Origin of the sequence: Kitasatospora sp. NPDC127035 (assembly GCF_042726075.1) — a bacterium.
In the GTDB taxonomy this organism is placed as follows: domain Bacteria; phylum Actinomycetota; class Actinomycetes; order Streptomycetales; family Streptomycetaceae; genus Kitasatospora.
The window spans coordinates 12,170-37,682 of record NZ_JBHXDN010000015.1; the positions used below are offsets into that span (position 1 = coordinate 12,170).

The 25,513-nt window shown below is 72.0% G+C and carries 19 protein-coding genes and 1 riboswitch; of the genes, 11 read left to right on the forward strand and 8 right to left on the reverse strand.

Annotated features, from left to right (window positions below):
* The first annotated feature begins 66 nt into the window (after window positions 1-66).
* The gene (gene def / locus ACFWIC_RS12995; protein ID WP_329883121.1) at window positions 67-708 is read left to right on the forward strand and encodes a peptide deformylase; all 642 of its coding nucleotides are present in this window, start codon (window positions 67-69) and stop codon (window positions 706-708) included.
* A 171-nt stretch (window positions 709-879) separates the two neighbouring features.
* Here def and ACFWIC_RS13000 read toward each other — a convergent pair whose 3' ends face one another.
* Together ACFWIC_RS13000 and ACFWIC_RS13005 are read right to left on the reverse strand one after the other, a co-directional pair.
* Entirely contained in the window at window positions 880-1,893 is a 1,014-nt protein-coding gene (locus ACFWIC_RS13000) for a ribonucleotide-diphosphate reductase subunit beta (RefSeq protein WP_329883120.1), read from the reverse strand.
* A complete protein-coding gene (locus ACFWIC_RS13005) occupies window positions 1,893-4,319 on the reverse strand; it encodes a ribonucleoside-diphosphate reductase subunit alpha (RefSeq protein WP_380360891.1) in 2,427 nt (808 codons plus the stop codon). Before ACFWIC_RS13005 ends, ACFWIC_RS13000 begins: the two co-directional genes overlap by 1 nt.
* 184 nt (window positions 4,320-4,503) lie before the next feature.
* A riboswitch (cobalamin riboswitch) is annotated at window positions 4,504-4,646 on the reverse strand.
* A 506-nt stretch (window positions 4,647-5,152) separates the two neighbouring features.
* On the opposite strand from ACFWIC_RS13005, the gene ACFWIC_RS13010 reads away from it, so the two are divergent.
* The 5 genes from ACFWIC_RS13010 to ACFWIC_RS13030 all read left to right on the forward strand — a co-directional run bounded on the left by ACFWIC_RS13010 (window position 5,153) and on the right by ACFWIC_RS13030 (window position 11,656).
* Complete coding sequence (locus tag ACFWIC_RS13010) at window positions 5,153-6,097, forward strand: hypothetical protein (RefSeq protein ID WP_380518232.1); 945 nt, start codon at window positions 5,153-5,155, stop codon at window positions 6,095-6,097.
* Window positions 6,098-6,262: 165 nt separating this feature from the next.
* Window positions 6,263-7,735: a glycoside hydrolase family 26 protein gene (locus tag ACFWIC_RS13015; RefSeq protein WP_380518235.1), complete on the forward strand. Its 1,473-nt coding sequence runs from the start codon at window positions 6,263-6,265 to the stop codon at window positions 7,733-7,735.
* Between the two features lie 172 nt (window positions 7,736-7,907).
* Window positions 7,908-8,726, forward strand: coding sequence for a hypothetical protein (locus tag ACFWIC_RS13020; protein WP_329952277.1), 819 nt, complete (start codon window positions 7,908-7,910; stop codon window positions 8,724-8,726).
* A 73-nt stretch (window positions 8,727-8,799) separates the two neighbouring features.
* A complete protein-coding gene (locus ACFWIC_RS13025) occupies window positions 8,800-10,251 on the forward strand; it encodes a glycosyltransferase family 2 protein (RefSeq protein ID WP_329883116.1) in 1,452 nt (483 codons plus the stop codon).
* Window positions 10,252-10,279: 28 nt separating this feature from the next.
* Window positions 10,280-11,656 carry a glycoside hydrolase family 113 gene (locus ACFWIC_RS13030; RefSeq protein ID WP_380518238.1) on the forward strand — a complete coding sequence of 459 codons (1,377 nt, stop codon included), beginning with the start codon at window positions 10,280-10,282 and terminating at the stop codon, window positions 11,654-11,656.
* A 22-nt stretch (window positions 11,657-11,678) separates the two neighbouring features.
* On the opposite strand, the gene ACFWIC_RS13035 is transcribed toward ACFWIC_RS13030, so the two are convergent.
* The gene (locus ACFWIC_RS13035) at window positions 11,679-13,937 is read right to left on the reverse strand and encodes an acyltransferase family protein (protein WP_380518241.1); all 2,259 of its coding nucleotides are present in this window, start codon (window positions 13,935-13,937) and stop codon (window positions 11,679-11,681) included.
* 114 nt (window positions 13,938-14,051) lie between these two features.
* On the reverse strand, window positions 14,052-14,546 hold the full coding sequence (locus tag ACFWIC_RS13040; protein ID WP_380518244.1) for a GNAT family N-acetyltransferase: 495 nt from the start codon (window positions 14,544-14,546) through the stop codon (window positions 14,052-14,054).
* A 431-nt stretch (window positions 14,547-14,977) separates the two neighbouring features.
* On the opposite strand from ACFWIC_RS13040, the gene ACFWIC_RS13045 reads away from it, so the two are divergent.
* Window positions 14,978-16,024 (forward strand): helix-turn-helix domain-containing protein, encoded by a 1,047-nt coding sequence (locus ACFWIC_RS13045; protein WP_380518247.1) that lies wholly within the window; start codon window positions 14,978-14,980, stop codon window positions 16,022-16,024.
* 66 nt (window positions 16,025-16,090) lie between these two features.
* On the opposite strand, the gene ACFWIC_RS13050 is transcribed toward ACFWIC_RS13045, so the two are convergent.
* From ACFWIC_RS13050 to ACFWIC_RS13065, 4 genes are all read right to left on the reverse strand, one after another.
* The gene (locus ACFWIC_RS13050; RefSeq protein WP_380360874.1) at window positions 16,091-16,864 is read right to left on the reverse strand and encodes a histidine phosphatase family protein; all 774 of its coding nucleotides are present in this window, start codon (window positions 16,862-16,864) and stop codon (window positions 16,091-16,093) included.
* 163 nt (window positions 16,865-17,027) lie between these two features.
* The gene (mctP, locus tag ACFWIC_RS13055; protein WP_329883110.1) at window positions 17,028-18,641 is read right to left on the reverse strand and encodes a monocarboxylate uptake permease MctP; all 1,614 of its coding nucleotides are present in this window, start codon (window positions 18,639-18,641) and stop codon (window positions 17,028-17,030) included.
* Entirely contained in the window at window positions 18,638-18,907 is a 270-nt protein-coding gene (locus ACFWIC_RS13060; protein ID WP_329883109.1) for a DUF3311 domain-containing protein, read from the reverse strand. Before ACFWIC_RS13060 ends, mctP begins: the two co-directional genes overlap by 4 nt.
* A gap of 392 nt (window positions 18,908-19,299) precedes the next feature.
* Window positions 19,300-20,100 carry a GntR family transcriptional regulator gene (locus ACFWIC_RS13065; RefSeq protein WP_329883108.1) on the reverse strand — a complete coding sequence of 267 codons (801 nt, stop codon included), beginning with the start codon at window positions 20,098-20,100 and terminating at the stop codon, window positions 19,300-19,302.
* A gap of 336 nt (window positions 20,101-20,436) precedes the next feature.
* Between ACFWIC_RS13065 and ACFWIC_RS13070 the strand changes: the two genes are divergently transcribed.
* The 4 genes from ACFWIC_RS13070 (at window position 20,437) to ACFWIC_RS13085 (ending at window position 25,229) form a co-directional block, all read left to right on the forward strand.
* On the forward strand, window positions 20,437-21,726 hold the full coding sequence (locus ACFWIC_RS13070; protein ID WP_355399387.1) for an extracellular solute-binding protein: 1,290 nt from the start codon (window positions 20,437-20,439) through the stop codon (window positions 21,724-21,726).
* 89 nt (window positions 21,727-21,815) lie between these two features.
* Window positions 21,816-22,844 (forward strand): sugar ABC transporter permease, encoded by a 1,029-nt coding sequence (locus ACFWIC_RS13075; protein WP_355399385.1) that lies wholly within the window; start codon window positions 21,816-21,818, stop codon window positions 22,842-22,844.
* Window positions 22,841-23,668 carry a carbohydrate ABC transporter permease gene (locus ACFWIC_RS13080; RefSeq protein WP_329883105.1) on the forward strand — a complete coding sequence of 276 codons (828 nt, stop codon included), beginning with the start codon at window positions 22,841-22,843 and terminating at the stop codon, window positions 23,666-23,668. Before ACFWIC_RS13075 ends, ACFWIC_RS13080 begins: the two co-directional genes overlap by 4 nt.
* Window positions 23,669-23,675: 7 nt before the next feature.
* Complete coding sequence (locus ACFWIC_RS13085; protein WP_329883104.1) at window positions 23,676-25,229, forward strand: glycoside hydrolase family 3 protein; 1,554 nt, start codon at window positions 23,676-23,678, stop codon at window positions 25,227-25,229.
* Window positions 25,230-25,513: the final 284 nt, after the last annotated feature.

Consider the following 25,513-nt stretch of genomic DNA (forward strand, 5'->3'; position numbering starts at 1 on the left):
CTTGACCGGTACAGCGTGGCAGTCCACGGGCACGGCAGTCGACGGAAGCGGAAGCGGAAAGCAGCGATGGCGGAGCAGCACGACCACCAGCACGACCATGATCACGAGCCCGAGCAGGGCGGGGACCAGCCGGTGAAGGTGGTCGGCGAGGAGCCGGACCTCTCCAGGGGCACCGCGCGCCCGATCACCGTCTTCGGCAACCCGGTTCTGCACCGCGAGGTGAAGGACGTGACCGCCTTCGACGGCGAGCTGTCCGGGCTGATCGACGACATGTTCCAGTCGATGTACGCGGCGGAGGGCGTGGGCCTGGCCGCCAACCAGATCGGCGTGGACCTCAAGGTCTTCGTCTACGACTGCCCGGACGACGAGGGTGTCCGCCACGTCGGCCACGTGATCAACCCGGTGCTGGAGGAGTACCCGGCGGACCGCCGCCGCGTGCTGGACGACGGCAACGAGGGCTGCCTCTCGGTGCCGACCGCGTACGCCGAGCTGGCCCGCCCGGACTACGCGGCGGTGACCGGCCGGGACAAGGACGGCAACCCGGTCCGGGTGGAGGGCACCGGCTTCTTCGCACGCTGCCTCCAGCACGAGACCGACCACCTGTACGGGTTCCTCTACATCGACAAGCTGTCGAAGCGGGACCGCAAGGACGCGCTGCGGCAGATGGCCGAGGGCACGCCGCGGTACGCGACGGTCTCGAACGACTGACGCAGCCCGGGGAGTTGACGAAGGGCCGGGGAGCCGCGACCGCTCCCCGGCCCTTCGCCGTGTCCGGCGCGGCGCGGGCGCCCCGAACGCCGCTGCCCCGTACGGAACCTCCGCGGAGGTTCCGTACGGGGCAGCGGGCGTCGGCCCCGGCGGGCCGGGGCCGGGAGGGGCCTAGAACTCGTCGTCGAAGGAGACCGAGCCCTCGACGGCGACCTGGTAGGCGGAGACCCGGCGCTCGAAGAAGTTGGTCAGCTCCTGGACGTTCTGCAGCTCCATGAACCCGAACGGGTTGGTGGAGCCGTACCGGACCGGCAGGCCCAGGCGGGCGAGCCGCTGGTCGGCCACGGCCTGCAGGTACTCGCGCATCGACTCGGTGTTCATGCCGGGCAGGCCGTCACCGCACAGGTCCTGGGCGAACTGGAGCTCGGCCTCGACGGCCTCCTCCAGCATCTCGGTGACCTGCTGGGCCATCTTCTCGTCGAAGAGGTCGGGCTCCTCCGCGCGGACGGTGTCCACCACCGACATGGCGAAGTCCATGTGCATGGACTCGTCGCGGAACACCCAGTTGGTGCCGGTGGCGAGGCCGTGCAGCAGGCCGCGGCTGCGGAACCAGTACACGTACGCGAAGGCGCCGTAGAAGAACAGGCCCTCGACGCAGGCCGCGAAGCAGATCAGGTTCAGGAGGAACGCGCGGCGGTCCTCCTTGGTCTGCAGCGAGTCGATGTGGTCGACCGCGTTCATGTACTTGAAGCAGAACTGGGCCTTCTGGTGGATGGAGGGGATGTTCTCCACCGCGGCGAAGGCCGCGTTGCGGTCCTCGGGGTCGGGCAGGTAGGTGTCCAGCAGCGTCAGGTAGAACTGGACGTGCACGGCCTCCTCGAACAGCTGCCGGGACAGGTAGAGCCGGGCCTCGGGGGAGTTGATGTGCTTGTAGAGGCTCAGCACCACGTTGTTCGCGACGATCGAGTCACCGGTGGCGAAGAAGGCGACCAGGCGGCCGATCATGTGCCGCTCGCCCTCGCTCAGCTTGGCGAGGTCGGCGACGTCGGAGTGCAGGTCCACCTCCTCGACGGTCCAGGTGTTCTTGATCGCGTCCCGGTACCGGTCGTAGAACGACGGGTAGCGCATCGGGCGCAGGGTCAGCTCGAAGCCGGGGTCGAGCAGCATCTTCTGGGCGTCGGACATTACTGGCAGGCCTCGCAGGACTCGGGGTTCTCCAGGGAGCAGGCCAGCGCGGCCTCCTCCTCCGGGGTGAGGGTCGGGGCGCCGACGGTGACGGCGACGGGACCGGCCGGGACCGGGGCGGCGGTGCGGGCGGCGCCGGAGGCGGCCTGGGCGATCCGGGTGGCCGGGCGCGAGCGCAGGTAGTAGGTGGTCTTCAGACCGACCTTCCAGGCGTACGCGTACATCGAGCTGAGCTTGCCGATGGTCGGGGCGGCCATGAACAGGTTCAGCGACTGGCTCTGGTCGATGTACGGCATGCGGGCCGCGGCCAGGTCGATCAGCGCGCGCTGCGGGAGCTCCCAGGCGGTGCGGTACAGCGAGCGGACCCCGGCGGGCAGCCAGCCGAGCTCCTGGACCGAGCCGTTGGCGTCGCGCAGCGCGTCCCGGGTCTGCTGGTCCCAGACGCCCAGCTCCTTGAGCTCGCGCACCAGGTACGGGTTGACCTGGAGGAACTCGCCGGAGAGGGTCTCGCGCTTGAACAGGTTGGACACCTGCGGCTCGATGCACTCGTACACGCCGGCGATCGAGGCGATCGTCGCGGTCGGGGCGATCGCCAGGAGCAGCGAGTTGCGCAGGCCGGTGGAGGCGACGCGGGTGCGCAGGGCCTCCCAGCGGTCGGCCCACTCGGGCGCGGCGCTCGGGAAGTGGTCGATGTGCAGCTCGCCGCGGGCGGCGCGGGTCTCCGCGTACGCCTCGTGGCGGCCGAGCTGCTCGGCCAGGTCGGCGGAGCGCTCGTACGCGGTGAGCATGATGCGCTCGGCGATCAGCGTGGAGAGCTGCTTGGCCTCGGCGGAGTCGAAGTCCAGGCGGAGCCGGAAGAAGACGTCCTGCAGGCCCATCACGCCGAGGCCGACCGGGCGCCAGCGGGAGTTGGAGGCGCCGGCCTCGGGGGTCGGGTAGAAGTTGATGTCCACCACGCGGTCGAGGAACGTCACGGCGGTGCGGACGGTCGCGTCCAGACGCTCCCAGTCCATCGCGTTCAGCAGGTCGGCGGCGGTGGCACCGGCGGCGACGTGGGCGCCGAGGTTGACCGAGCCGAGGTTGCAGACGGCGGTCTCGGAGTCGTCCGTGACCTCCAGGATCTCGGTGCAGAGGTTGGAGGAGTGGACGGTGCGGCCGGGCAGCGCGGTCTGGTTGGCGGCGCGGTTGGACGCGTCCTTGAAGGTCATCCAGCCGTTGCCGGTCTGCGCGAGGGTGCGCATCATCCGGGAGTACAGGGTCTGCGCGGGGATGGTGCGGACGGCCTTGCCGGCCAGCTCGGCCTTGAGGTAGGCCTCGTCGAAGTCGGCGCCCCACAGGTCGACCAGCTCGGGGACGTCGGCCGGGGAGAACAGCGACCAGTCGGCGTTGGCGTTGACCCGGCGCATGAACTCGTCGGGGATCCAGTGCGCGAGGTTGAGGTTGTGGGTGCGGCGCGCCTCCTCACCGGTGTTGTCGCGGAGCTCCAGGAACTCCTCGATGTCCGCGTGCCAGGTCTCCAGGTAGACGCAGGCCGCGCCCTTGCGACGGCCGCCCTGGTTGACGGCGGCGACCGAGGAGTCGAGGGTGCGCAGGAACGGGACGATGCCGTTCGACTTGCCGTTGGTGCCCCGGATCAGCGAGCCGCGCGAGCGGATCCGCGAGTAGGAGAGGCCGATGCCGCCGGCGTGCTTGGAGAGGCGGGCGATCTGGGCGTACCGCGAGTAGATCGAGTCCAGGTTGTCCAGCGGCGAGTCCAGCAGGTAGCAGCTGGACATCTGCGGGTGCCGGGTGCCGGAGTTGAAGAGGGTCGGCGAGGAGGTCAGGTACTCCAGCCGGCTCATCAGGCGGTACAGCTCGGCCACCTCGCGCACCGACTGCTCGTTGTCGCCGACCGCCAGGCCACAGGCGACGCGGAGCAGGAAGTGCTGAGGGGTCTCGACGACCTTGCGGGTGATCGGGTGACGCAGCAGGTAGCGGGACTGCACGGTGCGCAGGCCGAAGTACTCGAAGCGGTCGTCGCCGGCCGGGTCGACCAGGGCGTTCAGCGCCTCGGTGTGCTTGGCGACGAACGCGGCGGTGGTGTCGCCGATCAGGCCCTCGGCGTGGCCGACGGTGATCGAGGTGGAGAAGGAGACCACGCCCTGGGTCGCCGCCTCGTCGACGATCTCCAGCGCGAGCAGCCGGGCCGCCAGCTTCGAGTACTGCGGGTCCTCGGCGATCATCGACGCGGCGGCGTCGATGGCCAGGCCGCGCAGCTCGGCGAAGTCCGAGCCGGCGTTGCGGCCGCGCAGCGCGGCGGCGGCGACGTGACCCGGGTCCACCTGGGGGAGGTCGACGCTGCGGTCGGTCAGCACGCGGAGGAGCGCGCCGCCGGGGTCGGAGACCGTACGGTCGGCGGGGGCGGAGCTGGAACCCTGGGCGGGCAGGGTGACTGAGGCAGCGGTGGTCAAGGCGCTCTCTCCTGGCGGCGATCGGCGTCGGTAGATCGGGGGGCCGGGCCGTTCGGGGCAGGGGAGGACGGCGCGGGCGCCCGTGGCGTCGCGCGGCGTGTCGTCCCCGGCCCGCCCGCGAGGCCCGGAAGGTGGTGCTCGTGCTGGGGCCTCTGCGGGGAGGCGCTCGCACACCGTCGGCAGGTACTCGGACTCGCGGGCTCCCATGGGGAGACGGCCGCTCACCGCTGCGGGGCAGTCCCGGACTTGCACCGGGTTCCCCTGCGTCGACAGCAGGGTCGAGCATACATCTAGTGGTGCTCTCTCGATGCGACACCACATGTTGTGCAGCGCGGCGTGTTGGCGCGATGACCGCTGGTACCGGGGCGGGAGCCGGGAAGGGGCGCGGGCCGGGGTTCCGGACGCCCCGGGGCTTGTCAGGATTCGGAAACGGAATGGTGACCGGGGCGGTCGCCGGTCAGGGCCATGCCCTACGATCTCGCCTCATGAGCGACGGAACGGGCGTGCCCGGGGAGTGGTCTGGACAGCCCGCTTCGCCGGGGGAGCAGCCGGCCCCTCCCGCCGGTGCGGGGGGCGCACAGAACCAGCAGCCGGGTGGACCCGGACCGGTGCCGCCGGGGCAGCAGCCCTCCGGCGGCCAGGCCGTGCCGCCGGCACCGGGCGGCTTCGGACCGCCTCCGGCGTCGTACGGACCGCCCGCGCCGCCGCCGGCCCGGCCGCCGGCGCCCGCGGCGCCGCAGCCGCCGCAGTCGATCCAGGTGCCGCCGCCCGTTCAGCCGCCTGTTCAGCCGCCCGCGCCGCAGCCTCCGGTGCAGCCCCAGCCGGCGCCGCAGCCCCAGCCGCCGATGCCGGTGCCCTCGCACCACTGGCAGCATCCTCCGCAGCCGCAGCCGCAGCACCTACCGCCGCCGCAGCAGCCGCAGCAGACCGAGCCGGACTGGGCCGCGCTCGCCGACCGCAACGCGGCCGAGCACCGGCGCAAGACCCGGTTGAAGATCATCGGTGCGGCCGTCGCCGTCCTGATCATCGGCGGCGCCGTCGCCGGCGGCCTGCTCCTGCTGGGCAAGGACGGCGACGAGAAGCCGATCGCCGGGCCCACGTCGACCGCGACCGGGGCCACCCAGCAGCCGGCGCCGTCTCCGACCGGTTCCGCCAAGCCGACCCCGACGTCCACCCCGACGCCGACCCCCACTCCGAGCGCGACCCCCGACGACCCGTCGAAGCCGCTCTGGGACGCCTCCACCGACCCGGCCCCGCAGGACGCGGCGGCGCTCTTCTCGGCGCTCACCGTGACCGTCAACGGCGCCACCTGGAACCGGACCGTCGTCTCGCTCGACTCGCCCTGCTGGGACGGCAACTCCACGGTCGGCGGTCTCGGCCGGGCGCTCGGCGACCAGGGCTGCCGCCAGGTCCTCCGGGCCACCTACGTCTCCGGCGACAGCGCGGTGACGCTCGGCGTCGCCGTCTTCGACCACAAGATCCAGGCCGAGACGGCCCTGAAGAACTACGTCGGCCACCTCAAGGGCGCCGCCGCCCCGGGGGCGCCGGTCTTCTGCGCCACTCCGGGCTGCACCAACACCAAGAGCATCCTTGGACGCTACGCCTACTTCACCGTCGAGGGTTCCGCCAAAGGCGGCAACACCGCGGACGCCGCCGCGACCGCGGCCGCCACGGGCTTCGGCGAGCACGTGAAGAACCAGCTGCTCCAGCGGGCCAAGACGCCCGCGGCCCCGCCGGCGGCCCCGGCGGGCTGACCGCCCGCCGCCGGCCCGGCCGGCCGTCCCCCGCGTGCCCGCTCGCCGGGACGCGGGGGAGTGTGGCAGGCTCGCGGGCTGTCAGTCGTACGCGTGTCCGGTCGTGGCGGCCCGGGCGTCGCCGCCGGGCCCCCCGGCCGACCCCGGTCTCCGGAGGAGTGCCCCGTGGCCCTGCCCCGCCCGTTGCACGGCAAGCCGGCCGCCCTGGCCGTGTCCGCCGCCGTGCTCGCCACCGGCGCGCTGGTGCTCGGCGGCCGGGACGACCGCTCCGCCCCGCCGCCGCCCGGCCCCGCCGGGCCGACCGGACGCAGCGAACTCACCCTCAACGGCGCCGGCCGCGCCCTGCCCCCCGAGGTCGGCCGCGACCTGCTGGCCCGTGATCCGCAGGCCTCGCCGAACGCCCGGGCCGTCCAGCAACTGCTCGCCGACCTGGAGGCCACGGCCCGGTCCGGCCGCTCCGGCGGCACGGTGATCGGCCAGCACATCGAGGGGCACAACGAGCGCTACAACCCCGAGTACGGCGACTACCGGGGCACCAAGCCGGTCGGCTACTACTACAAGAAGGCCGCCGACATCACCGGCAAGCTGCCCGGCTTCGTCGAGACCGACCTCGGCCCCGGTTACGGCCAGAGCGGCTGGGGCGTCGGCAACCCGCGCTCCTACTCCGAAGGGCGCTGGCCCGCCTGCGCGGTCGGCTGGCAGTACACCGACGACGCGGTGGACCTGATGGCCGCCGTCTGGTCCGGCCACCCGCGTGCGGCGGACGGTACGTACGGCGCGGCCGGCGTCCAGAAGAACTGCGACGGCACCGCCACCGAGCTGCCCGACAACGGCGGCGCCCCGGCCGGCCTGGTCGGCATGTCCTTCCACCAGCCGTACCCGGGTTCGGACGTCAAGTCCTTCGACCGGGTGCTCTGCTCGTCCTCGCCCGCGGCCGGCGACCCGGGCTGGTTCGGCCGGGTCGTGGACAGCACCGGCGGCACCCCCGAGTACCGGGCGCTGCTGACCGACCTGTCCTTCCTCGCCGACCACCTGGAGTACCTCGCCGCCCACGACGTGCCGGTGCTGCTGCGCCCGTACCACGAGATGAACGCGGCCGACTGCGCCCGCGGCTTCTGGTGGTCCGGCCAGAAGCCGGCCGACTACCAGGCGCTCTGGCGGATCACCTACCACTACCTGGTGGAGACCCGGGGCCTGCACAACCTGCTGTTCGCCTGGACGCCGGTCTCCTGGGACGGCGCCCCGGGCGTCGACCCGTGGAACTACTACCCGGGTGCGCAGTACGTGGACCTGGTCGGGGTGGACGACTACAGCGGCAGCCCGGCGCGCCCGATCGGCACCGGCGAGGTGTGGACCAAGCGCTACTACGACGGCCTGGCCGGGTACGGCAAGCCGCGGATCCTGGCCGAGTCCTTCGCCGTCCCGGTCAACTCCCGCCAGCCGGACACCCTGCGGCGCACCCCGTGGACGATCTGGACGGTCTGGGGGCAGTCGCTGACGGCGGACAACCTGACCCCGGACCAGCCGCGCAACTCCAACGCCGACGTCAAGGCCACCTACGACGACGCCCTGGCGCTCACCGGCGGTTCGGCGGCGTTCGGGGCGAACGTGGACTGGAGCGGCCTGCACGTGCGGTGATACCGGTCGGCGGCGCACCGGGCCGGGGCACCGGCTTCGGCGGCGGGCTTCGGTAACAAGTCGGCGGCCCCGGGCCGCCCGGAATTCCGGGCCGCCGACCCGTGTGGCATCCTGTGGCCCGGAATCGAGCGGGCTGATGCCGGGGGACACCCGGCGGGCGGGGGTACGGGAGATGACACAGGTGCGTCCGGACCGCCCGGCCGGTGGCATCGCCGTGGCCTGGGGAGCCGTCCTGCTCGGCTGGGCGGCGTACAACTGCTTCTGGCAGGCCGGTGTCGCCACCTTCGTCAAGGGCATCTTCTACTACGGCAGCGACGCCGTGACCGCCGAGACCGGCAGCCTCAACTACGGCCTGCTGTACCTGGTCTCGGGCGTCCTGTTGCTGCGCGGGCACGGCTGGGCGCGCGGGGTGGCGGTCGGTGTGGCGCTGGTCGAGGGCTACAACCGGGTGCGCAGCCTGACGGGTGCGCTGCTGGACGAGCCGCAGCGCCGCTGGTTCACCGGGACGACCGAGGGCTGGCTGAAGCTGGTGACCTTCGGGCTCGGCGTGCTGGTGACGGCGGTGCTGGTCCTGCTGCTGGTCCGCTCGCTGCGGCGGCCGGAGACCGGCCGGGAGCCGGCGCCCGGCCCGTGGGCGGCGCAGTCGCCGTTCCCCGGGCAGACGTTCCCGGGGCAGCCGCCGTTCGGCGGGCCGGTCCAGCAGCACGCCCAGCATGCCCAGCCGCATGCCCAGCAGGCGCCGGCCGCCTGGGCACCGCAGGCCCAGCCCTACCCCCAGCCCCAGCCGCAGGCGCACCCCCAGCCCTACCCGCACGAGCAGCCGACCCAGACCGGCTGGCCCCAGCCCCAGCCCCAGCCGTACGCGTCCGGTCCGGCGGCCCCTCAGCAGCCCTGGCCGGCCCCGCCGGTGGCGCCCGGACCGGTCACGCCGGGCCCGGTGGCGCCCGGTCAGGTCCGGCCTCCCCAGGACACCCCGCCCTACCCGGGGTAGCCTGCTGGATGCTCCGGCCGTTGGGCCGGACGGATGAACGCTCAGCCGAAGACGACGAGGAACCCCTTTCACCATGACCTCAGCAACACCGGTGCGGACGGTCCTGACCACGTCCCGCGAGGCGGCCAGGCTCGCCGACCGGCAGATGTCGTGGAAGCCCCGGGTCGTCCCCTTCTACCTCTCGTTCCTGGTCATCTTCGGCTTCTCGACCTGGGCCTACGTGCCCAACCCGACCCCGCTCGGCTGGGTGATCACGATCCTCTGGGGCATGCCGGTGTTCGGCGTGCTGATCGGGTTCCAGGGTGTGCTGATGGTGCGCCGCCGGATCCGCAAGGCCGGGCGGATGACCCCGCCGGTGCCGGTCGACGACGACTACCTGATCGTGCTGGTACCGACCATCGGCCGGCACGACACCTACCCGGCGCTGGAGCGCTCGGTCCTCTCGTACGTCGAACACCTGCCGGTCTACTTCCCGTGGATGCGGGTGGACATCCTCACCGAGGAGGGCTGCGCGGCCGGCGAGAAGATCGACGACCTGGCCGCCCGGCACCCGCTGATCCGGGTGGTGACCGTCCCGAAGGCGTACGAGACGCCGAACGGCACCAAGTTCAAGGCCCGCGCCAACCACTACTCGCACGAACTGCGGATCGACGAGGGCGAGGCCGAGGACGACGTCTGGGTGCTGCACATGGACGACGACACCGGTGTCGGGCCGGACACCGCCGCCGCGGTGGCCCAGTTCATCAACCGGCAGCGCCGGGCCGGGGACGACGCCAAGCACATGGCGCAGGGCATCCTGACGTACCCCCGCGAGAACGCCGTCTCCACCTTCACCTGGCTCGCCGACGCGATCCGCCCGGCCGACGACATCGCCCGGTTCCGCGCGATGACCGGCACCGGCACCCCCATCGCCGGCGTGCACGGCGAGCTGCTGCTGGTGCGGTCCTCGGTCGAGGCCACCATCGGCTGGGACTTCGGCCCGAAGACCATCGTCGAGGACGCCCAGATGGCGCTCAACTTCTGCCTGCGCTACCCGGGCCGCAGCGACTGGTTCAACGGCCGCTGCTACGGGGCGTCGCCGGCCGGGGTCAAGGACTTCCTCAAGCAGCGCGAGCGCTGGGCCTGGGGCCTGGTGGCGCTCTGCTTCAACAAGTCCATCCCGCTGCGGTTCCGGCTGTTCATCGGGATGGGCATGGTCAGCTGGGTGCTCGGCCCGCTGCAGCACGTCGGTCTGGTGCTGCTGGTCGCGTGGTTCACCGGGACGATGAACACCTCGCCGGTGACCCAGTCGGTGGTGCTGGTCTGGTCGATCAACTTCGCCTACGTGATCTGGACGTACTGGGAGGGCCTGCGGCTGAACGTGGTCGCTTCGGCCAACCACCGGCGCAAGTGGTGGGAGCCGATCGTGGTGGTCGCGGCCATCCCGCTCTTCTCCTTCCTGGAGGGCTGGGGCGGTCTGCGGGGGCTGATCAAGTTCCTTCGCCGCGAGGAGAACAAGTTCGTCGTCATCGCCAAGCCGGCCTGACGGATCACACGGGACTGCTGCCAGAGCCATGAAACGTTTCGTCATCTTCATCCTGCCGACCGCCGTGCTCGGCATCACCGTGGGCGTCCCGATCCTGTTCGGGGACCACCCGGTCAAGTTCGACCACCGGCGGCCGACCGAAGTGCACTTCGCCGGCGTCGCGGAGGAGCAGGGCCGCGTCTGGGGCTTCGGGAAGGACACGCCGCAGGAGCCAGTGGACACCGGCCCCAAGGTGGTCCGGCCGTGGACCGAGGGCAGCCCCGAGTGGGGCGTCCAGGTGTACTGGCTGGACGACCCGAACGACCCGGAGAACTTCGTCCGGGGCAAGGTCGACCGCATCGTCGACTACGTGGTCGGGCTCAACGCCAACGCGCTCTCGGTGACGTTCCCGTACTACACGGTGGGTGCCAAGGCCAACGCGGTCGCGGCCCGGCCGACCACGCCCGGCCCGGACCGGCTGGCCCTGCTGCTGGACGCCGCGCACCGCGCGGGCCTGCGCACCACCGTCCGGCCGCTCCTGGACGAGGAGGCGCTCAAGTACACCACCACCGGGAACTGGCGCGGCAACATCGCCCCGGCCGACCGGGACGCCTGGTTCGCCAGCTACGCCGCCTTCCTGACGCCGTACCTGAAGACCGCCCAGGACCACGGCGCGGCCGAGTTCACCATCGGCACCGAGTTCAACTCGCTGGAGAGCGACCCGCACTGGGCCGGGCTGGTGGAGCAGGCGCGGAAGACCTTCCGCGGCGAGCTGGCCTACGACGCCAACTGGGACAACTGGTCCAAGGGCGCGATCCCGGTGCCGGTGGAGCAGACCGGCGTCGACGCCTACTTCCCGGCCAAGTCGGCGGGGGACGACGCCTCCGCGGCGGACCTGGTGGCCAGCTGGAACACCTGGCTGGACAAGCGCGGCAAGGGCGTGCAGCCGACCACCAAGCTGACCGAGGTCGGCATCCCGGCGCAGAAGGGCGCGTACAAGACGCCCGGTGACTTCTACACCAGGCGCGAGCTGAACGAGCCCGTGCAGGCGACCTGGTTCACCGCGGTCTGCCAGGTCGCCCGGGAGCGGAAGCTCGCCGGGGTGTACTTCTGGTCGCTGTACTTCGGCATCGACCCGACCCTGCCGACCACCGAGGACACCCCGCGGATGGACTTCGCCGGGCGGCCGGCCTCGGAGAAGGCGATCAGGGACTGCTTCGCGCAGACGTACGAGGTGCCCGCGGCCCCCGAGGGCCATGGCACCGCCGCCGCGAGTGCGCCCGCCGCCCCGGGCACGACGGCGAGCCCGGCCCCGGGTGCCACCACGCCGGCCCCGAGCGGCTCCGCCCCGGGGAGCCCTGCCCCGAGCAGTCCTGCCCCGAGCGGCTCCGCCCCGGGCAGCCCGCAGGCCACGCGCAAGCCCTAGCAGGACCCGGCTGGGGCTGGGGCTAGGGCTGGGGCTTGGCGGACGGGCTCGTGCTCGTCGACGGCTTCCCGGCCGTCGGCGGCTGGGTCGTCCCGGTCGCCCGGCCCGTCGGCGTGCTCTGGCCGGTGGGCGTGGGCGTGGGCTGGCCGGTGGCGGCCGGCGACGCCGTCTGGGCGGGTGCCTGGGCGGGTGCCGGGGCCGGAGTGCCCGGTTGTCCCCCCGGGGTGGCCTGCGGCGTCGCGGGCGGGGGCCCGTCGGCCCGCACCCCGGCGAGCGCGTCCGAGATCTGCTGCTCCAGCCACGGCGTGACCACCCGCATGCCGGCCGGCGTCAGGTGCACGCCGTCGGTGGCGGGGGAGACCAGGTGGCCGTCGCGGTCCTTCCAGAGGCAGGTGCCGTCCGGGCAGTAGAAGGCGTTCAGGTCGAGCAGTTGGACGGTGCCGGCGGAGCCCCGTACGAACTCGGCGACCTGCTGGTTGTAGCAGGTGCCCCAGGTCTTGTTGATCGCGCCGTTCTCGACCCGCTCGTTCATCAGCAGCACCTTGGCGTCGCCCGCGCGCTGCCGGATCAGGCCGACCGCCTCGGCGAGCTGGGTGCCGTACCGGGTGCGGTAGTACTCGTCGCACGGGTTGAGCCAGGTGCCGTCCAGGTACTGCTCGGCGGCGTCCCAGCCGAGGTGCAGCACGACCGCCTGCGCCCCGGTCCGGCCCAGGTCCCGCTCCCAGCGCCCGGTGCGGTCGCGGCACTCGTCGGTGGTGTCGAATTCCTCCTTCGAGGTGCCGCGCACCCTCTCCGCGCCGAACACGCCGCAGCCGCTGATCCCGCCGTCGACCACCCGGAAGCGGTCGCCGTGCCGGTACAGGCCGGTGGCGAGGTCCTGCGAGAAGGAGTCGCCCAGCGCGAGCACCAGCGGCCGGCCCGCCGAGCCGGAGCGCATGTCGTACGAGACCCAGGCCGGCAGGTACCAGGCGCCGACGGTGGCGACCGCGGTGGTGGCGGCGAGGATCGGGACGGTCGGGAAGGGCCGCCAGCGCATGACCCGCACCCGCTCGGTCGCGGTGTGCAGCAGCCAGGCCAGCACCCAGGAGAGCGGTGCGCCGATCGCCAGCAGCATCGGCGGCGAGATGTCGTCGACGAACCGCTGGAGCATCCAGTAGACCGGCAGGTGCAGCAGGTAGAGGCTGTACGAGATGGTGCCGGTGAGCCGCAGCGGCGGCAGCGAGAGCAGCCGGACCAGCGGGCCGCGGTCGTGGCAGAGCGAGGCGACCAGGACGGCCGAGAGCGCGGCCACCGCGGCCAGGCCGCCCTGGTAGAGCCACGGCTGCTTGTAGTCGTGGACGGTGAGGCTGGCCGCGACCAGCCCGCCGAGCGTGGCGGTGCCCAGCAGGGTGAGCAGCGCGGTGCCGGCCGGTCCGGAGGCGGCCCGGAAGCGTCGCTGGGTGCGCGGGCCGGCCCCGGCGCCGTCCGCGGCCTTGCGCCGCAGCCGCAGGTAGACCACGAAGGCGGCGGCGGCCCCGGCGGCGAAGCCGACCGCGCGGGTCTCGGTGCCCAGGTAGAGGCGGTCGGCGTTGGAGCCGCTCCACATCAGCGGGGCGACGGCGGCGGAGAGGACGAACAGCACGCCGGTGGCGATCCCGGTCGCGGTGAGCGAGCGGCGGCAGACCGCGTGGATGAGCAGCAGCAGCAGCGGCCAGACCACGTAGAACTGCTCGGTGATGCTGAGCGACCACATGGCGGCCAGCGGGTCGATCCCCGCGTAGTGCTGCCAGTAGGCGTCCCCGCGCTCCAGCTGGGCCCAGTTGGCCACCTGGGCGAGGGCGGCCAGGGCCTGGGGGCGCAGCTCCTTGACGTCCTTGAGCGGGCTGACCAGGGCGGAGAGCGCGACCACCAGGAAGACGGTGGCCAGCAGGCCGGGCAGCAGCCGCTTGGCACGGCGGCGGTAGAAGACGCCGAGCGCGATCCGGTCGGTGCGGTCCAGCTCGCGGATGAGCACCAGGGTGACCAGGAAGCCGGAGAGGACGAAGAACGCGTCCACGCCGAACAGGCCGTTCTGGAACCAGTTGGTGTGGTAGAGCAGCACGGAGGCGATGGCGAGGCCGCGCAGGCCGTCGACCGACGCGAAGCGCACGGACGGGGGGAGGGGGCGGGGCGGCTCCGGAGGGGGCGCCGGTACCGCGTACCGGCTGCCGCGCGGGGCCGGGATACCCCGGGCCTCGCGCATGTCCTGGAGCGTGGGTCCGCTCGCCGCCGAGGGCGCGCCGAGGCTGGGCCCGTCGTGCATGGGTTGTTCTCCCCCGATCGATGGGCTGCCGCGAGGTGTCTCGATCAGAGGTTTATATCAAAAGACCCCGGTTGATCGTCGGCCGGCCACCCGGAACCGGGGCCGGACCGGGCGTCAGAACGCCAGGCTGTACACCATCAGATCCACGCCAGGGTGCGGCGACCAGTCGCGGTCCGGGGACCGGCGGAAGCCGACCCGCCGGTAGATGCGGTGGGCGGTGGTCATCTCCGGGCGGGTGGAGAAGGCCATCCCGGCCAGGCCGAGCTCGCGGCTGCGGGTGAGCGCCGCGCGGACCAGGGCCTCGCCGACGCCCCGCCCGCGGGCGGCCGCCGAGGTGGCGAGCATCCGGATCTCGCCCTCCTCGGGGGTCGCGATGTCGGCCCACTCGGTGCCGCCGACCGCGAAGGTCACGCAGCCGAGCACCCGTCCTTCGGCCGCGTCGACCGCGACGAGGAGTTCGGCCTCCCGGGCCCGGCGGGCGGCGTCGCGCAGGAGGTGGACGTAGTCGCTCTCGGGCGAGGTGTGCCCGTCACCGACGAAGGCCTCGACGGTGATGCGGCCGGCGTCCTCGAAGTCCTCGGCGCGGGCCGGGCGGATGGCGATGTCCATCCGGTCAGTGTGCCGGAACCGCTGCCGGCGCCGGTCGCCGGGTCGGCCGTGGACGGACCGACGCGGTCGCCGGTGGTGTCGGCGGTTCCGGTGGCAGTGAGGGGAGCGGAGGGGGCGGTGACGGGGTCGGCGGACGGGCGGAGGGAGGCGGCGGGCATGGTGCCGTAGAGCCGGTCGGGCAGGGCGGGGTCGACGGGGTAGCCGCCCGGGCGGTGCCAGTTGTCGCGTCCGGCGGCGTCCTGCTGCGCCACCTCGCGTCCGATCAGGGCGCCGAGCAGGCCGATTCCGCCGACGGCCCCGACCAGGGCGAGTGCGCTGGCGATGGTGTCGGAATCCATGACTCCACTCTGCTCGCGTCGCCGGACGCCTACGAGTGGCAGGAATGCCTTAATGCATCGAAAAACTGCCAGCGGTCGTCCTATCCTGGGGGCATGCTCAAGAACGTGGTCGCGGTGGTCCTCGAAGAGCTCCACCCCTTCGAGCTCGGTGTCGCCTGCGAGGTGTTCGGCCTGGACCGCAGCGCGGACGGCCTGCCCGGGTACGACTTCGCGATCGCGGGCGCCCGCCCCGGCCTGCACCGGACGCACGCCGGCTTCTCCGTCGACGTCCCGCACGGCCCCGAACGCCTCGCCGAGGCCGACCTGGTCGTGGTCACCGCGACCGGCGTCCGCCCCGCGTACCCGGCTCCGCTGGTGGACGCGGTCCGGGCGGCCGTCGAGGGCGGCGCCCGGGTGCTCTCCATCTGCAGCGGAGCCTTCGTGCTCGGCGCCGCCGGCCTGCTCGACGGCCGCCGCTCCACCACGCACTGGCGGCACACGGCGGAGCTGGCCTCGCGCTTCCCGCTGACCACGGTCGAGCCGGACGTCCTGTACGTGGACGACGACCCGGTGATCACCTCGGCCGGGACGGCGGCCGGCATCGACGCCTGCCTCCACCTGGTGCGCCGGATGCAGGGCGCCGAGGTGGCCCGCGGGATCGCCCGGCGGATGGTGGTGGCCCCGCACCGGGAGGGCGGCCAGGCGCAGTTCGTGAACCGGCCGATGCCGGAGCACGACGGGGACTCGCTCGCGCCGCTGCTCGACTGGATGCGTCACCACCTGGACCGGGAGTCGACCGTCGAGCAACTGGCCGCCCGGGTCCACATGTCGCCGCGCACGTTCGCCCGCCGCTTCCAGCAGGAGACCGGCACCACCCCGCACCGCTGGCTGACCGGGCAGCGGCTGCTGCTCGCACAGCGGCTGCTGGAGTCGACCACGGAGCCGGTGGACGCGATCGCCGCCCGCTGCGGCTTCGGCAACGCGGCCACCCTGCGGCACCACTTCGGCCGCCGGCTGGGGACCACCCCGCTGGCGTACCGCCGCTGCTTCGCCGAGCCCGAGACGTCCGCCGTCCGGGCCACCGGGCCGTCCGTGCCGGCCGCCCGCGCGGGCGGCCCCGTACCCGGCCGTCCCGTACCCGGCCGTCCCGCGCCGGCCTGAGCGGCCCGGGCGCCCCGCCGGCCGGTGCCGCTCGGGCCGGCGCCGCTCAGGCCCGGGCCGCGGGGGTCACTCCCCGTCGCCCAGGTGCCCCGTGTCGTTCCAGTGCCCGGGCCGCAGCCGGTCGCCCTCCGCCCGCCAGAGGCTGGTGGAGCAGTTCCGCACCGGCTCCAGCGCGGTCAGCTGCGCCTCGGTGAGCCGGTCCAGCGCGTACCTCAGCATCAGCACGGTGCAGTCGTGGGCGACCAGCAGGACGGGCCGGCCGGCCTCCTCGGCGCAGATGTCGCGCAGCACGCTGCGCACCCGCAGCGCCACGTCCGCCCAGGACTCCCCGCCGGGCGGGCGGTAGTACAGCTCGCCCATCTTGCGCCGCCGGGCCGCCTCCTCGGGGTGCTTGGCCTCGATGGCGGCCTTGGGCAGCATCTCCAGGATGCCGAGTTCGCGGTCGCGCAGCCGCTCGTCGTAGCGGACGGCGAGGGAGACCGGGACGGCGCCGAGCCCGGCGGCCTGGGCGAGCGCGATCCGGGCGGTCTCGGCGGTGCGCACGTACGGCGAGCACCAGACGCTGCGCGGGCGGTCGGCGCTGGGCAGGCCGGCCCACCAGCGGCCGAGGGCGTGGGCCTGCTGCTGGCCGTGGAGGGAGAGCGGGATGTCCGCGTCCCGGCAGCTGATCGGCACGCTGAGCGCGCCGACGGCCTCGGCGAGCTGGAACTCGACGTTGGCGGTGGACTCGCCGTGGCGGGTGGCGATCAGGACGGACGGCAGGCCGGTGGCCGTCGCGCCGGGTGGGTGGGTGGTGGTGGAGAGGTGTTGACCGTTGAGCGTGGTGCCGAGTTCTGCCATCGCCGCTGCTCCCCGTGGGTCGGTCAGTTGCCGGCCGGTTCCGGTCCGGTCTGGTGGTGCCCTGTTGGTGCCCTGTCCGTGCGGCTGTTCATACATATGATCGCGCCGCCTCTCCAGTGTTGACGGAGGAGACGGCGCGATCACAGGGCGCGCACGGGGTGCGTCAGTGCGCCGTCACGGGCTCCGGCGCGTTCCTCGGCTCCTCGTCGCCGCTCTCGGCGCCGTAGTCGGCCGGCCGGGTCTCGTCCGGGCTCTCCGGGGCCTTGGCGGCCCGCAGCGCCAGGGTGAGCGCGACCGAGACCAGCAGGTTGAGCACGAAGGCGGTGAGCCCGATGTAGCCGATCTCGCCGATGCCGGGGATCTCGGCCGAGTTGCCGCCGAAGTGCTTGGTGGCCGGGCTGGCGATGCTGTACGCCTTCCAGGTGCCGTAGACCATGCCGGCCGCCCAGCCGGCCAGCAGCGCCCAGTGGTGGAACCAGCGGGTGAACAGGCCGCCGACGATCGCGACGAAGGTCTGCAGGATCCAGAGGCCGCCGAGCAGCTGCAGGTTGATCGCGGCCTGCTTGTCCATGCCGAGCACGAACACCAGCGCGCCGACCTTCACCAGCAGCGAGACGAACTTGGCCACCCGGGTCTCGTCGGCGGGAGTGGCGTCGGGCTTCAGGTACTCCTTGTAGACGTTGCGGGTGAAGAGGTTGGCCGCCGCGATCGACATGATGGCGGCCGGCACGAGCGCGCCGATCCCGATCGCCGCGAAGGCCACGCCGGTGAACCAGTCCGGGAACATGTTCTCGAACAGCTGCGGCACCGACAGCTGGGTGTTGAACGTCTTGTCGCCCTTGCCGACCCCGGCCGCGATCGCCATGAACCCCAGCAGCGCGAGCAGCCCCAGCATCAGCGAGTAGGCGGGCATGATCGCCATGTTCCGGCGGACGGTGTTGCGGGACTTGGAGGCCAGCACGCCGGTCACCGAGTGCGGGTACATGAACAGCGCCATCGCGGAGCCGAGCGCCAGCGTCGCGTACGTCCACTGCTTGTTCTCCGGCACGGTGAGCGAGCCGGTCGCCTTCGGCGCGGCGAACTTCTCGCCCGCCACGTCGAAGATGTGACCGAAGCCGCCGAGCCGGATCGGGATGTAGATCACCGCGACGATGATCACGACGTAGATCAGGGCGTCCTTGACGAAGGCGATCAGCGCGGGGGCCCGCAGCCCGGAGGAGTAGGTGTACGCGGCCAGCACGCCGAAGGCGATGAACAGCGGCAGGTCCTTGACGAACCAGTTGGCGTTCTCGCCGCCGCCCACGCCCAGGACGTCCAGCACCGCCTGGATGCCGACCAGCTGGAGGGCGATGTACGGCATGGTGGCGAGGATGCCGGTGAGCGCGACCACCAGCGAGAGCGGCTTGGAGCCGTACCGCCCGCGGACGAAGTCGGCCGGCGTGACGTACCCGTGGACCCGGGAGACCGACCAGAGCCGGGGCAGGAAGAGGAAGACCAGCGGGTAGGCGACGATCGTGTACGGCACGGCGAAGAAGCCCGCCGCGCCGGTCGCGTAGACGGCGGCCGGGACGGCGACGAAGGTGTACGCGGTGTAGAGGTCGCCGCCGAGCAGGAACCAGGTGACCCAGGTCCCGAAGCTGCGCCCGCCGAGGCCCCACTCGTCGAGGTGGAGCGCGTTGTCGGCGCGGCGCCACCGGGAGGCGAGGAAGCCCATCACGGTGACCAGCGCGAAGAAGAGGACGAAGACCGCCAGCGCGGGCACGTTGACCCCGTTCATCGGGCGCCACCCGCCTTCCGGGCGGCCCGGCGGGCCTTCTCGTCCCGGTTGATCAGCAGGTAGGCCGCGACCGTGAAGACGGCCGAGACCGGGACCCAGAGCAACTGGTACCAGTAGAAGAAGGGGACTCCGCCGGCTTCGGGGTCGAGCTTGTCGTACGAGCCCACCCAGAGCATCGCGACGATCGGCACCAGCAGGGCGAGCGCGGCCAGCACCCGCTCGGGGGTGACCGCCGGGAGGTCCGGGGGGCCTTCTGGCTCGGGCATGACAGGTTGGTCGGTATCGAGGTCTGACGACATGGTTCGGCTCCGCTTCGGAGGGTTTCACCTCGTCGGCGCCGCAACCCCGAGGAGTCGCACACCCCCCGCGGGTCCGCCGAGCAGCACCAGTGGTGATCGACAGTCAGTACGGATGCGGAATCTAGAGCATGGAGTGACCCGTGTCACTGGGTTCGCGCAACTTCCCGCCATCCGGGCGATGTGCGCGCCACCCCGGTGGTGCGCACGCCGGGTGGGTGCCCCGCACGCCTGGTCAGTGGAACGCGCGCCGGTAGGCGGACGGGCGCGGAGGAGGGGTACGCGCGCCGGGCAAACGGAACGGGCACCGGCGTGTGCGGGGAGTGCACGCCGATGCCCGGAAGCACGGAGGAGGGGTGCGGCTACTCGGGCAGCTCCGGCCGCTTGAGGCGGGTGATGAACTTGTAGCGGTCACCGCGGTAGATCGAGCGGACCCACTCCACCGGGTTGCCCTCGGCGTCGAAGGAGTGCCGGGCGAGCTGGAGCATCGGCAGGCCGAGGTCGGAGCCGAGCAGTCCGGCCTCGCGCGGGTCGGCGAGGGTGGTCTCGATGGTCTCCTCGGCCTCGGCCACGGTGACGCCGTACACCTCGCGCAGGGCCGTGTACAGCGAGTTGTGCTTGGCCAGGTTGCGGCGCAGGGCGGGGAAGCGCTTGGCGGAGAGGTGGGCGACCTCGATGGCCATCGGGTCGCCGTTGGCCAGCCGGAGGCGCTCGATCCGCAGCACCCGGCCGCCGGGCTTGATGTCCAGCAGCGGGGCCAGCCGGTCGTCGGCGGTGATGTAGCCGATCTCGATCAGCCGGGAGGTGGGCTCCAGGCCCTGGGCGCGCATGTCCTCGGTGTAGGAGGTGAGCTGGAGGGCCTGCGCCACCTTGGGCTTGGCGACGAAGGTGCCCTTGCCCTGGATGCGCTCCAGCCGGCCCTCGACGACCAGCTCCTGGAGGGCCTGCCGGACGGTGGTGCGGGAGGTGTCGAACTGAGCCGCCAGTGCCCGTTCGGGCGGAACCGGGGTCCCCGCGGGCTGGGTCTCGGTGAGCTGCAGCAGGTGGCGCTTGAGGCCGTAGTACTTGGGCACCCGGGCCGTCGGGTCTGCGCCGCCCTGCGTCGGTAGGTTCTTCACCTGGGGGTCGTTGACCTGGGCCGTGCTGCCCCCGTCGCTGCTCATCGGACCTGTCTCCCGCTTCTCGCGGGGCTTTTGGGGGCCCCGCCGCATCATTAACAACTCACATCGTTGCATGTATGGCTACGGAACGAATACCTCATCACGCGATGAACGATGTGCGGTGTCGGCTTGATAACGGGTGGTCCTGATCGGTCGAACAGCCGTTGACAGGCCCATTGGTCTAGGCCAAGCTCCAGGCATCTGGTCTACACCACTAGGCCGGTCACTATGAATCCCCCCACCCGTTCGCTGGGGTCCGCGGCACCTTTCCTCCCGCATTGTGTGGGTCCGCCGCAGCCACCCGACGGGGGTAACCCAGGCATCCCTCAGGAGGATGGCGTGAAGCGTCAGCTCATTGCGGCAGTCGGCGTCGCGGCCATGGTTGTTGGTCTCGCGGCTTGTGGCTCGGACGCGAAGAAGGACGACACCAAGACCGGTTCGTCCACCGCGGCCGATGGCAAGAAGGACTACAGCGGCAAGACGCTCAAGGTCTGGCTGATGAGTGGCTCGGCCCCCAAGGGCTGGGAGGACTCGGTGAAGACCGAGTTCGAGTCCAAGTACGCGGGCTCCAAGGTCGAGTTCCAGGTCCAGGAGTGGACCGGCATCGGCCCCAAGGTCACCGCCGCGCTCTCCGAGGGCTCCGTCGACGTCCTGGAGGTCGGCAACACCCAGACCGCCGGGTACGCCGCCACCGGTGGCCTGCTGGACATCACCAAGGACAAGGCCGCCATCGGCGGTGCCGACTGGGCCGCCAACCAGAGCGAGTCGGCGATCCTGGACGGCAAGCAGTACGCCGCCCCGTGGTACGTCACCAACCGCGTCGTCGCGTACAACAAGGACCTCTGGGCCAAGGCCGGTCTGACCGCCACCCCGAAGACCCTGGACGAGTTCTACGCCGCGCTGGACAAGCTCAAGGCCACCCCCGGTGTCGCCGACCCGCTGTACATGCCGGGCCAGGAGTGGTACGTCTACTTCGGTCTGCTCACCACCGAGGGTGGCAAGCTGGCGAAGAAGGACGGCGACAAGTGGGTCGGCGGCCTGTCGTCCCCCGAGGCGCAGAAGGCCTTCGAGACCTACAAGACCATCCAGGGCAAGTCGGTCACCGGCGCCAAGGACAAGGACGAGGCCAAGCCGCAGCAGAAGGACGTCTTCGGCAAGGGCGACGTCGGCTCGATCATCGGCCTCGGCTGGGAGCTCCCGGACGAGAAGGCCATCCCGAAGGACAAGATCGGCTTCTTCCCGCTCCCGGGCAAGACCGCCGACAAGCCCTCCGGCGTGTTCCTCGGCGGCTCGAACCTGGCCATCGCCCAGGCGAGCAAGAACTCCGAGATGGCCAAGGACTTCCTGGCCGTCGCCCTGAACGACAAGAACGAGGGCCTGGTCGCCGCGGCGGGTCTCATCCCGAACAAGAAGGCGCTCAACGACAAGGTCGTCGGTGACTTCGCCACCGCCGCCAAGGACGCGGCCGTCGTGGGTGGCATCACCCCGACCACGCCGAACTGGGCGGCCGTCGAGAACGAGCCGAACCCGATCAAGGAGTTCCTGACCAACGCTCTGACCGGTGACTACGCGGCGGCGGCCAAGAAGGCCGACGACGAGATCGCCAAGCGTCTGAACGCCAAGCAGTAACAGTCGAGCGGCGTCGCTCACCGACTCCCGGCGGGGAGCCGGTGGGCGACGCCTGTCCGTCGTGGTCAGGTTGTCAGGAAGAGAGAACGATGGCTGTGCATTCGGAGCGGGTGCAGACACAGTCCCCGGCATCGGGGAAGGCTGCTGTGGCCACTACTGAGACGAGCGCCCACCGCGGTGGCGGCGCCGGCACCCCGAAGAAGAGCGCCAGACCGGCGGACGGTCCGAGCTTCGGCTCCCGGTTCGCGCCGTACCTGCTGCTCCTGCCCGCCACCGTGGCCACCCTGGCCCTGCTCGGCTGGCCCCTGCTGAAGACCGTCCTGGTCTCGTTCCAGAACCTGAACGCGCGCCAGCTCGTCCAGCACCTGACCGAGTGGAACGGCTTCGAGAACTACACCGAGCAGCTCAGCGACCCCGAGTTCTGGTCGGTCGCGGGCCGGAGCGTCGCCTTCACCGCGCTCAACGTCTTCCTGATCATGGTGGGCGGTTCGCTGGTCGGTCTGCTGCTCAACCGGCTCGGCAAGAAGATGCGGCTGCTGCTGTCGATCGGCCTGCTGCTCGCCTGGGCGATGCCGGTGGTCGCCGCGACCACCGTCTACACCTGGCTGTTCGAGACCCGGTTCGGTGTCGTGAACTGGTTCCTGGACACCCTGGGCTGGCACTCGATGGCCACCTTCAACTGGACCGGCAGCCAGTACTCGACGTTCTTCGTGATCCTCCTGCTGCTCGTCTGGGGCTCGATCCCGTTCGTCGCGTTCAACATGTACGCGGCCCTGACGACCATCCCCAAGGAGCTCTACGAGGCTGCCCGGATGGACGGCGCCGGCGCGGTCAAGATCTTCACCTCGGTGGTCTTCCCGAACCTCAAGCCGTTCTTCCTCGCCACGACCTTCCTCGAGGTCATCTGGATCTTCAAGGCCTTCACGCAGATCTACGCGATCAAGGCCGGCGGTCCCGACGGGCTCACCCGGACCCTGCCGATCCACGCCTTCCTGGAGGGCACCGGCCGCCAGCACTACGGCACCGGTTCCGCGATCGCGGTCCTCACCATCCTGATGCTGGGTGCGCTCATGGCGTACTACTTCCGCATCATTCTGAAGCAGGAGGACGAGCTGTGAGGCGCTCGCTCATCGGACGCACCTGGCCGAACGTGATCGCGGTCGTCCTCTTCGTCTTCTTCGTGTTCCCCGTCTACTGGATGATCGTCACGGCGTTCAAGCCGGACAAGGACATCGTCAGCAAGACGCCGGTGTTCCTGCCGCTCAACGCGACCTTCGACCACTTCAAGACCGCCATCGACGCGCCGAAGTTCTGGACGTACACCGCCAACAGCTTCATCGTCACGATCCTCGCGGTGCTGCTCTCGCTGGTGATCGCCACCCTGGCGGCCTTCGCCATCGCCCGGATGAAGTTCCGCGGCCGCAAGGGCTTCGTGCTGGTCGTCATGGCGGCCCAGATGGCGCCCTGGGAGGTCATGACCATCGCGGTCTACCTGATCTCCCGCGACAACGAGATGCTGAACAGCCTCGTCCCGCTCACCGCCTTCTACATGATGATGGTGCTGCCCTTCACCATCTTCACGCTCCGCGGATTCATCGCGGCGGTGCCGAAGGAACTGGAGGAGTCGGCCATGGTGGACGGCTGCACCCGGACCCAGGCCTTCGTGAAGGTGATCTTCCCGCTGCTGGCGCCGGGCCTGATGTCCACCTCGCTGTTCGGCTTCATCACGGCCTGGAACGAGTTCCCCCTGGTCCTGATCCTGAACAAGACCGAGGGCCAGACGCTGCCGCTGTGGCTGTCCTCCTTCCAGACCAACTTCGGCACCGACTGGGGCGCCACCATGGCCGCCTCGACGCTGTTCGCCCTGCCGGTGCTGATCCTGTTCGTCTTCCTGCAGCGCAAGGCGGTCGGTGGCCTCACCGACGGCGCCGTGAAGGGCTGATCCCGCCATGAGCATCCTCGTACCCACCCTCCCGGCCTCCGACCAGCTGCACCGCGACGCGCTGACCGTCCTCCAGCCCGGCTTCGTCGGCACCGAGCCGCCGGAGTGGCTGCGCCGCCACCTGGCGGCCGGTCTGGGCTCGGTCGCGCTGTTCGACCGCAACGTGGCCGACCTCGACCAGCTCGCCGCCCTCACCGGGGCGCTGCGGGCCGAGAACCCCGACCTGCTGATCGCCATCGACGAGGAGAGCGGCGACGTCACCCGGCTGGAGGCGGGCTCCGGCTCGTCCTGGCCCGGCAACCTCGCGCTCGGCGCGATCGACGACCCGGCGCTGACCAGGGACGTCGCCCGCGAGCTGGGCCGGGCCCTGGCCGCCGCCGGCGTCAACTACAACTGGGCGCCCACCGCGGACGTCAACTCCAACCCGCGCAACCCGGTGATCGGCGTCCGCTCGTTCGGCGCCGACCCGGAGCTGTGCGCCCGGCACACCGCCGCCTGGGTGGAGGGCCTGCAGTCGGCCGGTGTCGCGGCCTGCTCCAAGCACTTCCCGGGGCACGGCGACACCGCGGTCGACTCGCACCACGGCCTGCCGGTCATCGACGTCGACCTGGACGTGCTGCGCGCCCGCGACCTGATCCCGTTCCAGGCCGCGATCGCCGCCGGGACCAAGGCCGTGATGACGGCCCACATCATGATCCCGGCGCTCGACCCGAAGCTGCCCGCCACGCTCAGCCCGCTGGTGCTGCGCGACCTGCTGCGCGCGGCCCCGGAGGACGGCGGCCTCGGCTACCAGGGCCTGATCGTCAGCGACGCCATCGAGATGGGTGCCATCGCCGACACCTTCGGCATGGGCGACGGCACCGTGCTCGCCCTGGCGGCCGGCGCGGACGCGATCTGCGTGGGCGGCGGCCTGGCCGACGAGGCGACCGTGCTGATGCTGCGCGACGCCATCGTGGCGGGCGTGCAGTCCGGCAAGCTCGCCGAGGAGCGGCTCGCGGACGCGGCCGCCCGGGTGCGGGCGCTCGGCAGCTGGGGCCGGATCGCGGCCCAGGGCGAGCGGCCGGAGGCGGACCTGGCGGTCGGCCTGCGGGCGGCCCGCCGGGCGCTGCGCGTGGTCCGCGCGCCGGGCCGGGAGGTCCTGCCGGTGACCGAGCGCCCGTACGTGGCCTCGTTCTCCGCCGAGCCGAACATCGCGGTCGGCGACGTCACCCCGTGGGGCGTGGCCGGCATGCTGGCCGACCGCTTCCCCGGCACCCGGACCCGCGAGGTCGGCCCGGAGACCGCCGAGCCGGCGGTGCTGGACACGGTGGTGGCCGAGGTGCTGGCCGGCGCCGAGGGCCGCCGCCTGGTGCTGGTGGTCCGGGACGTCCACCGGCACGAGTGGATGTCCGCCGCGCTGGCCCGCCTGGTGGCGGCCCGCCCGGACGCCGCGGTGGTCGAGATGGGCCTGCCGCAGTCCGAGCCGGTCGGTGCGCTGCACATCGCCACCCACGGTGCCGCCCGGGTCTGCGGGCTGGCGGCCGTGGAGGTGCTCACCGGGCAGCCGGGGGCGGTCGGCTGAGACCGTCCGATCTCCGGCCGGGGAGTCCCGGCCGGGCCGTGACACAGGGTGCCGGGAGGCACGCGCCCAGCGGGCCCGTCATGCGCATGTCGCATGGCGGGCCCGCTGCCGTTTCCCCCCGTTGACCTGCGATGTCGCAACCTGACAGTGTTCCCTCAAATCCTCCTTAAGGCACCCTTAAGTTCTACTTAGGGTAACGGTGGGGCCACTGATCGCCACGCGGTACAACAGGTCTGCAACGGCCCTGGCTGCCAGGCCATTTGGCGTTGACACCGTCAGTGGTC

Bases quoted from the DNA above. Each gene is read 5' to 3' on its own strand.
- def (WP_329883121.1), top strand. From the start codon at position 67: ATGGCGGAGCAGCACGACCACCAGCACGACCATGATCACGAGCCCGAG.
- ACFWIC_RS13000 (WP_329883120.1), bottom strand. From the start codon at position 1,893: ATGTCCGACGCCCAGAAGATGCTGCTCGACCCCGGCTTCGAGCTGACC.
- ACFWIC_RS13020 (WP_329952277.1), top strand. From the start codon at position 7,908: ATGACACAGGTGCGTCCGGACCGCCCGGCCGGTGGCATCGCCGTGGCC.
- ACFWIC_RS13025 (WP_329883116.1), top strand. From the start codon at position 8,800: ATGACCTCAGCAACACCGGTGCGGACGGTCCTGACCACGTCCCGCGAG.
- ACFWIC_RS13030 (WP_380518238.1), top strand. From the start codon at position 10,280: ATGAAACGTTTCGTCATCTTCATCCTGCCGACCGCCGTGCTCGGCATC.
- ACFWIC_RS13035 (WP_380518241.1), bottom strand. From the start codon at position 13,937: ATGCACGACGGGCCCAGCCTCGGCGCGCCCTCGGCGGCGAGCGGACCC.
- ACFWIC_RS13040 (WP_380518244.1), bottom strand. From the start codon at position 14,546: ATGGACATCGCCATCCGCCCGGCCCGCGCCGAGGACTTCGAGGACGCC.
- ACFWIC_RS13045 (WP_380518247.1), top strand. From the start codon at position 14,978: ATGCTCAAGAACGTGGTCGCGGTGGTCCTCGAAGAGCTCCACCCCTTC.
- ACFWIC_RS13050 (WP_380360874.1), bottom strand. From the start codon at position 16,864: ATGGCAGAACTCGGCACCACGCTCAACGGTCAACACCTCTCCACCACC.
- mctP (WP_329883110.1), bottom strand. From the start codon at position 18,641: ATGAACGGGGTCAACGTGCCCGCGCTGGCGGTCTTCGTCCTCTTCTTC.
- ACFWIC_RS13060 (WP_329883109.1), bottom strand. From the start codon at position 18,907: ATGCCCGAGCCAGAAGGCCCCCCGGACCTCCCGGCGGTCACCCCCGAG.
- ACFWIC_RS13065 (WP_329883108.1), bottom strand. From the start codon at position 20,100: ATGAGCAGCGACGGGGGCAGCACGGCCCAGGTCAACGACCCCCAGGTG.
- ACFWIC_RS13075 (WP_355399385.1), top strand. From the start codon at position 21,816: ATGGCTGTGCATTCGGAGCGGGTGCAGACACAGTCCCCGGCATCGGGG.
- ACFWIC_RS13085 (WP_329883104.1), top strand. From the start codon at position 23,676: ATGAGCATCCTCGTACCCACCCTCCCGGCCTCCGACCAGCTGCACCGC.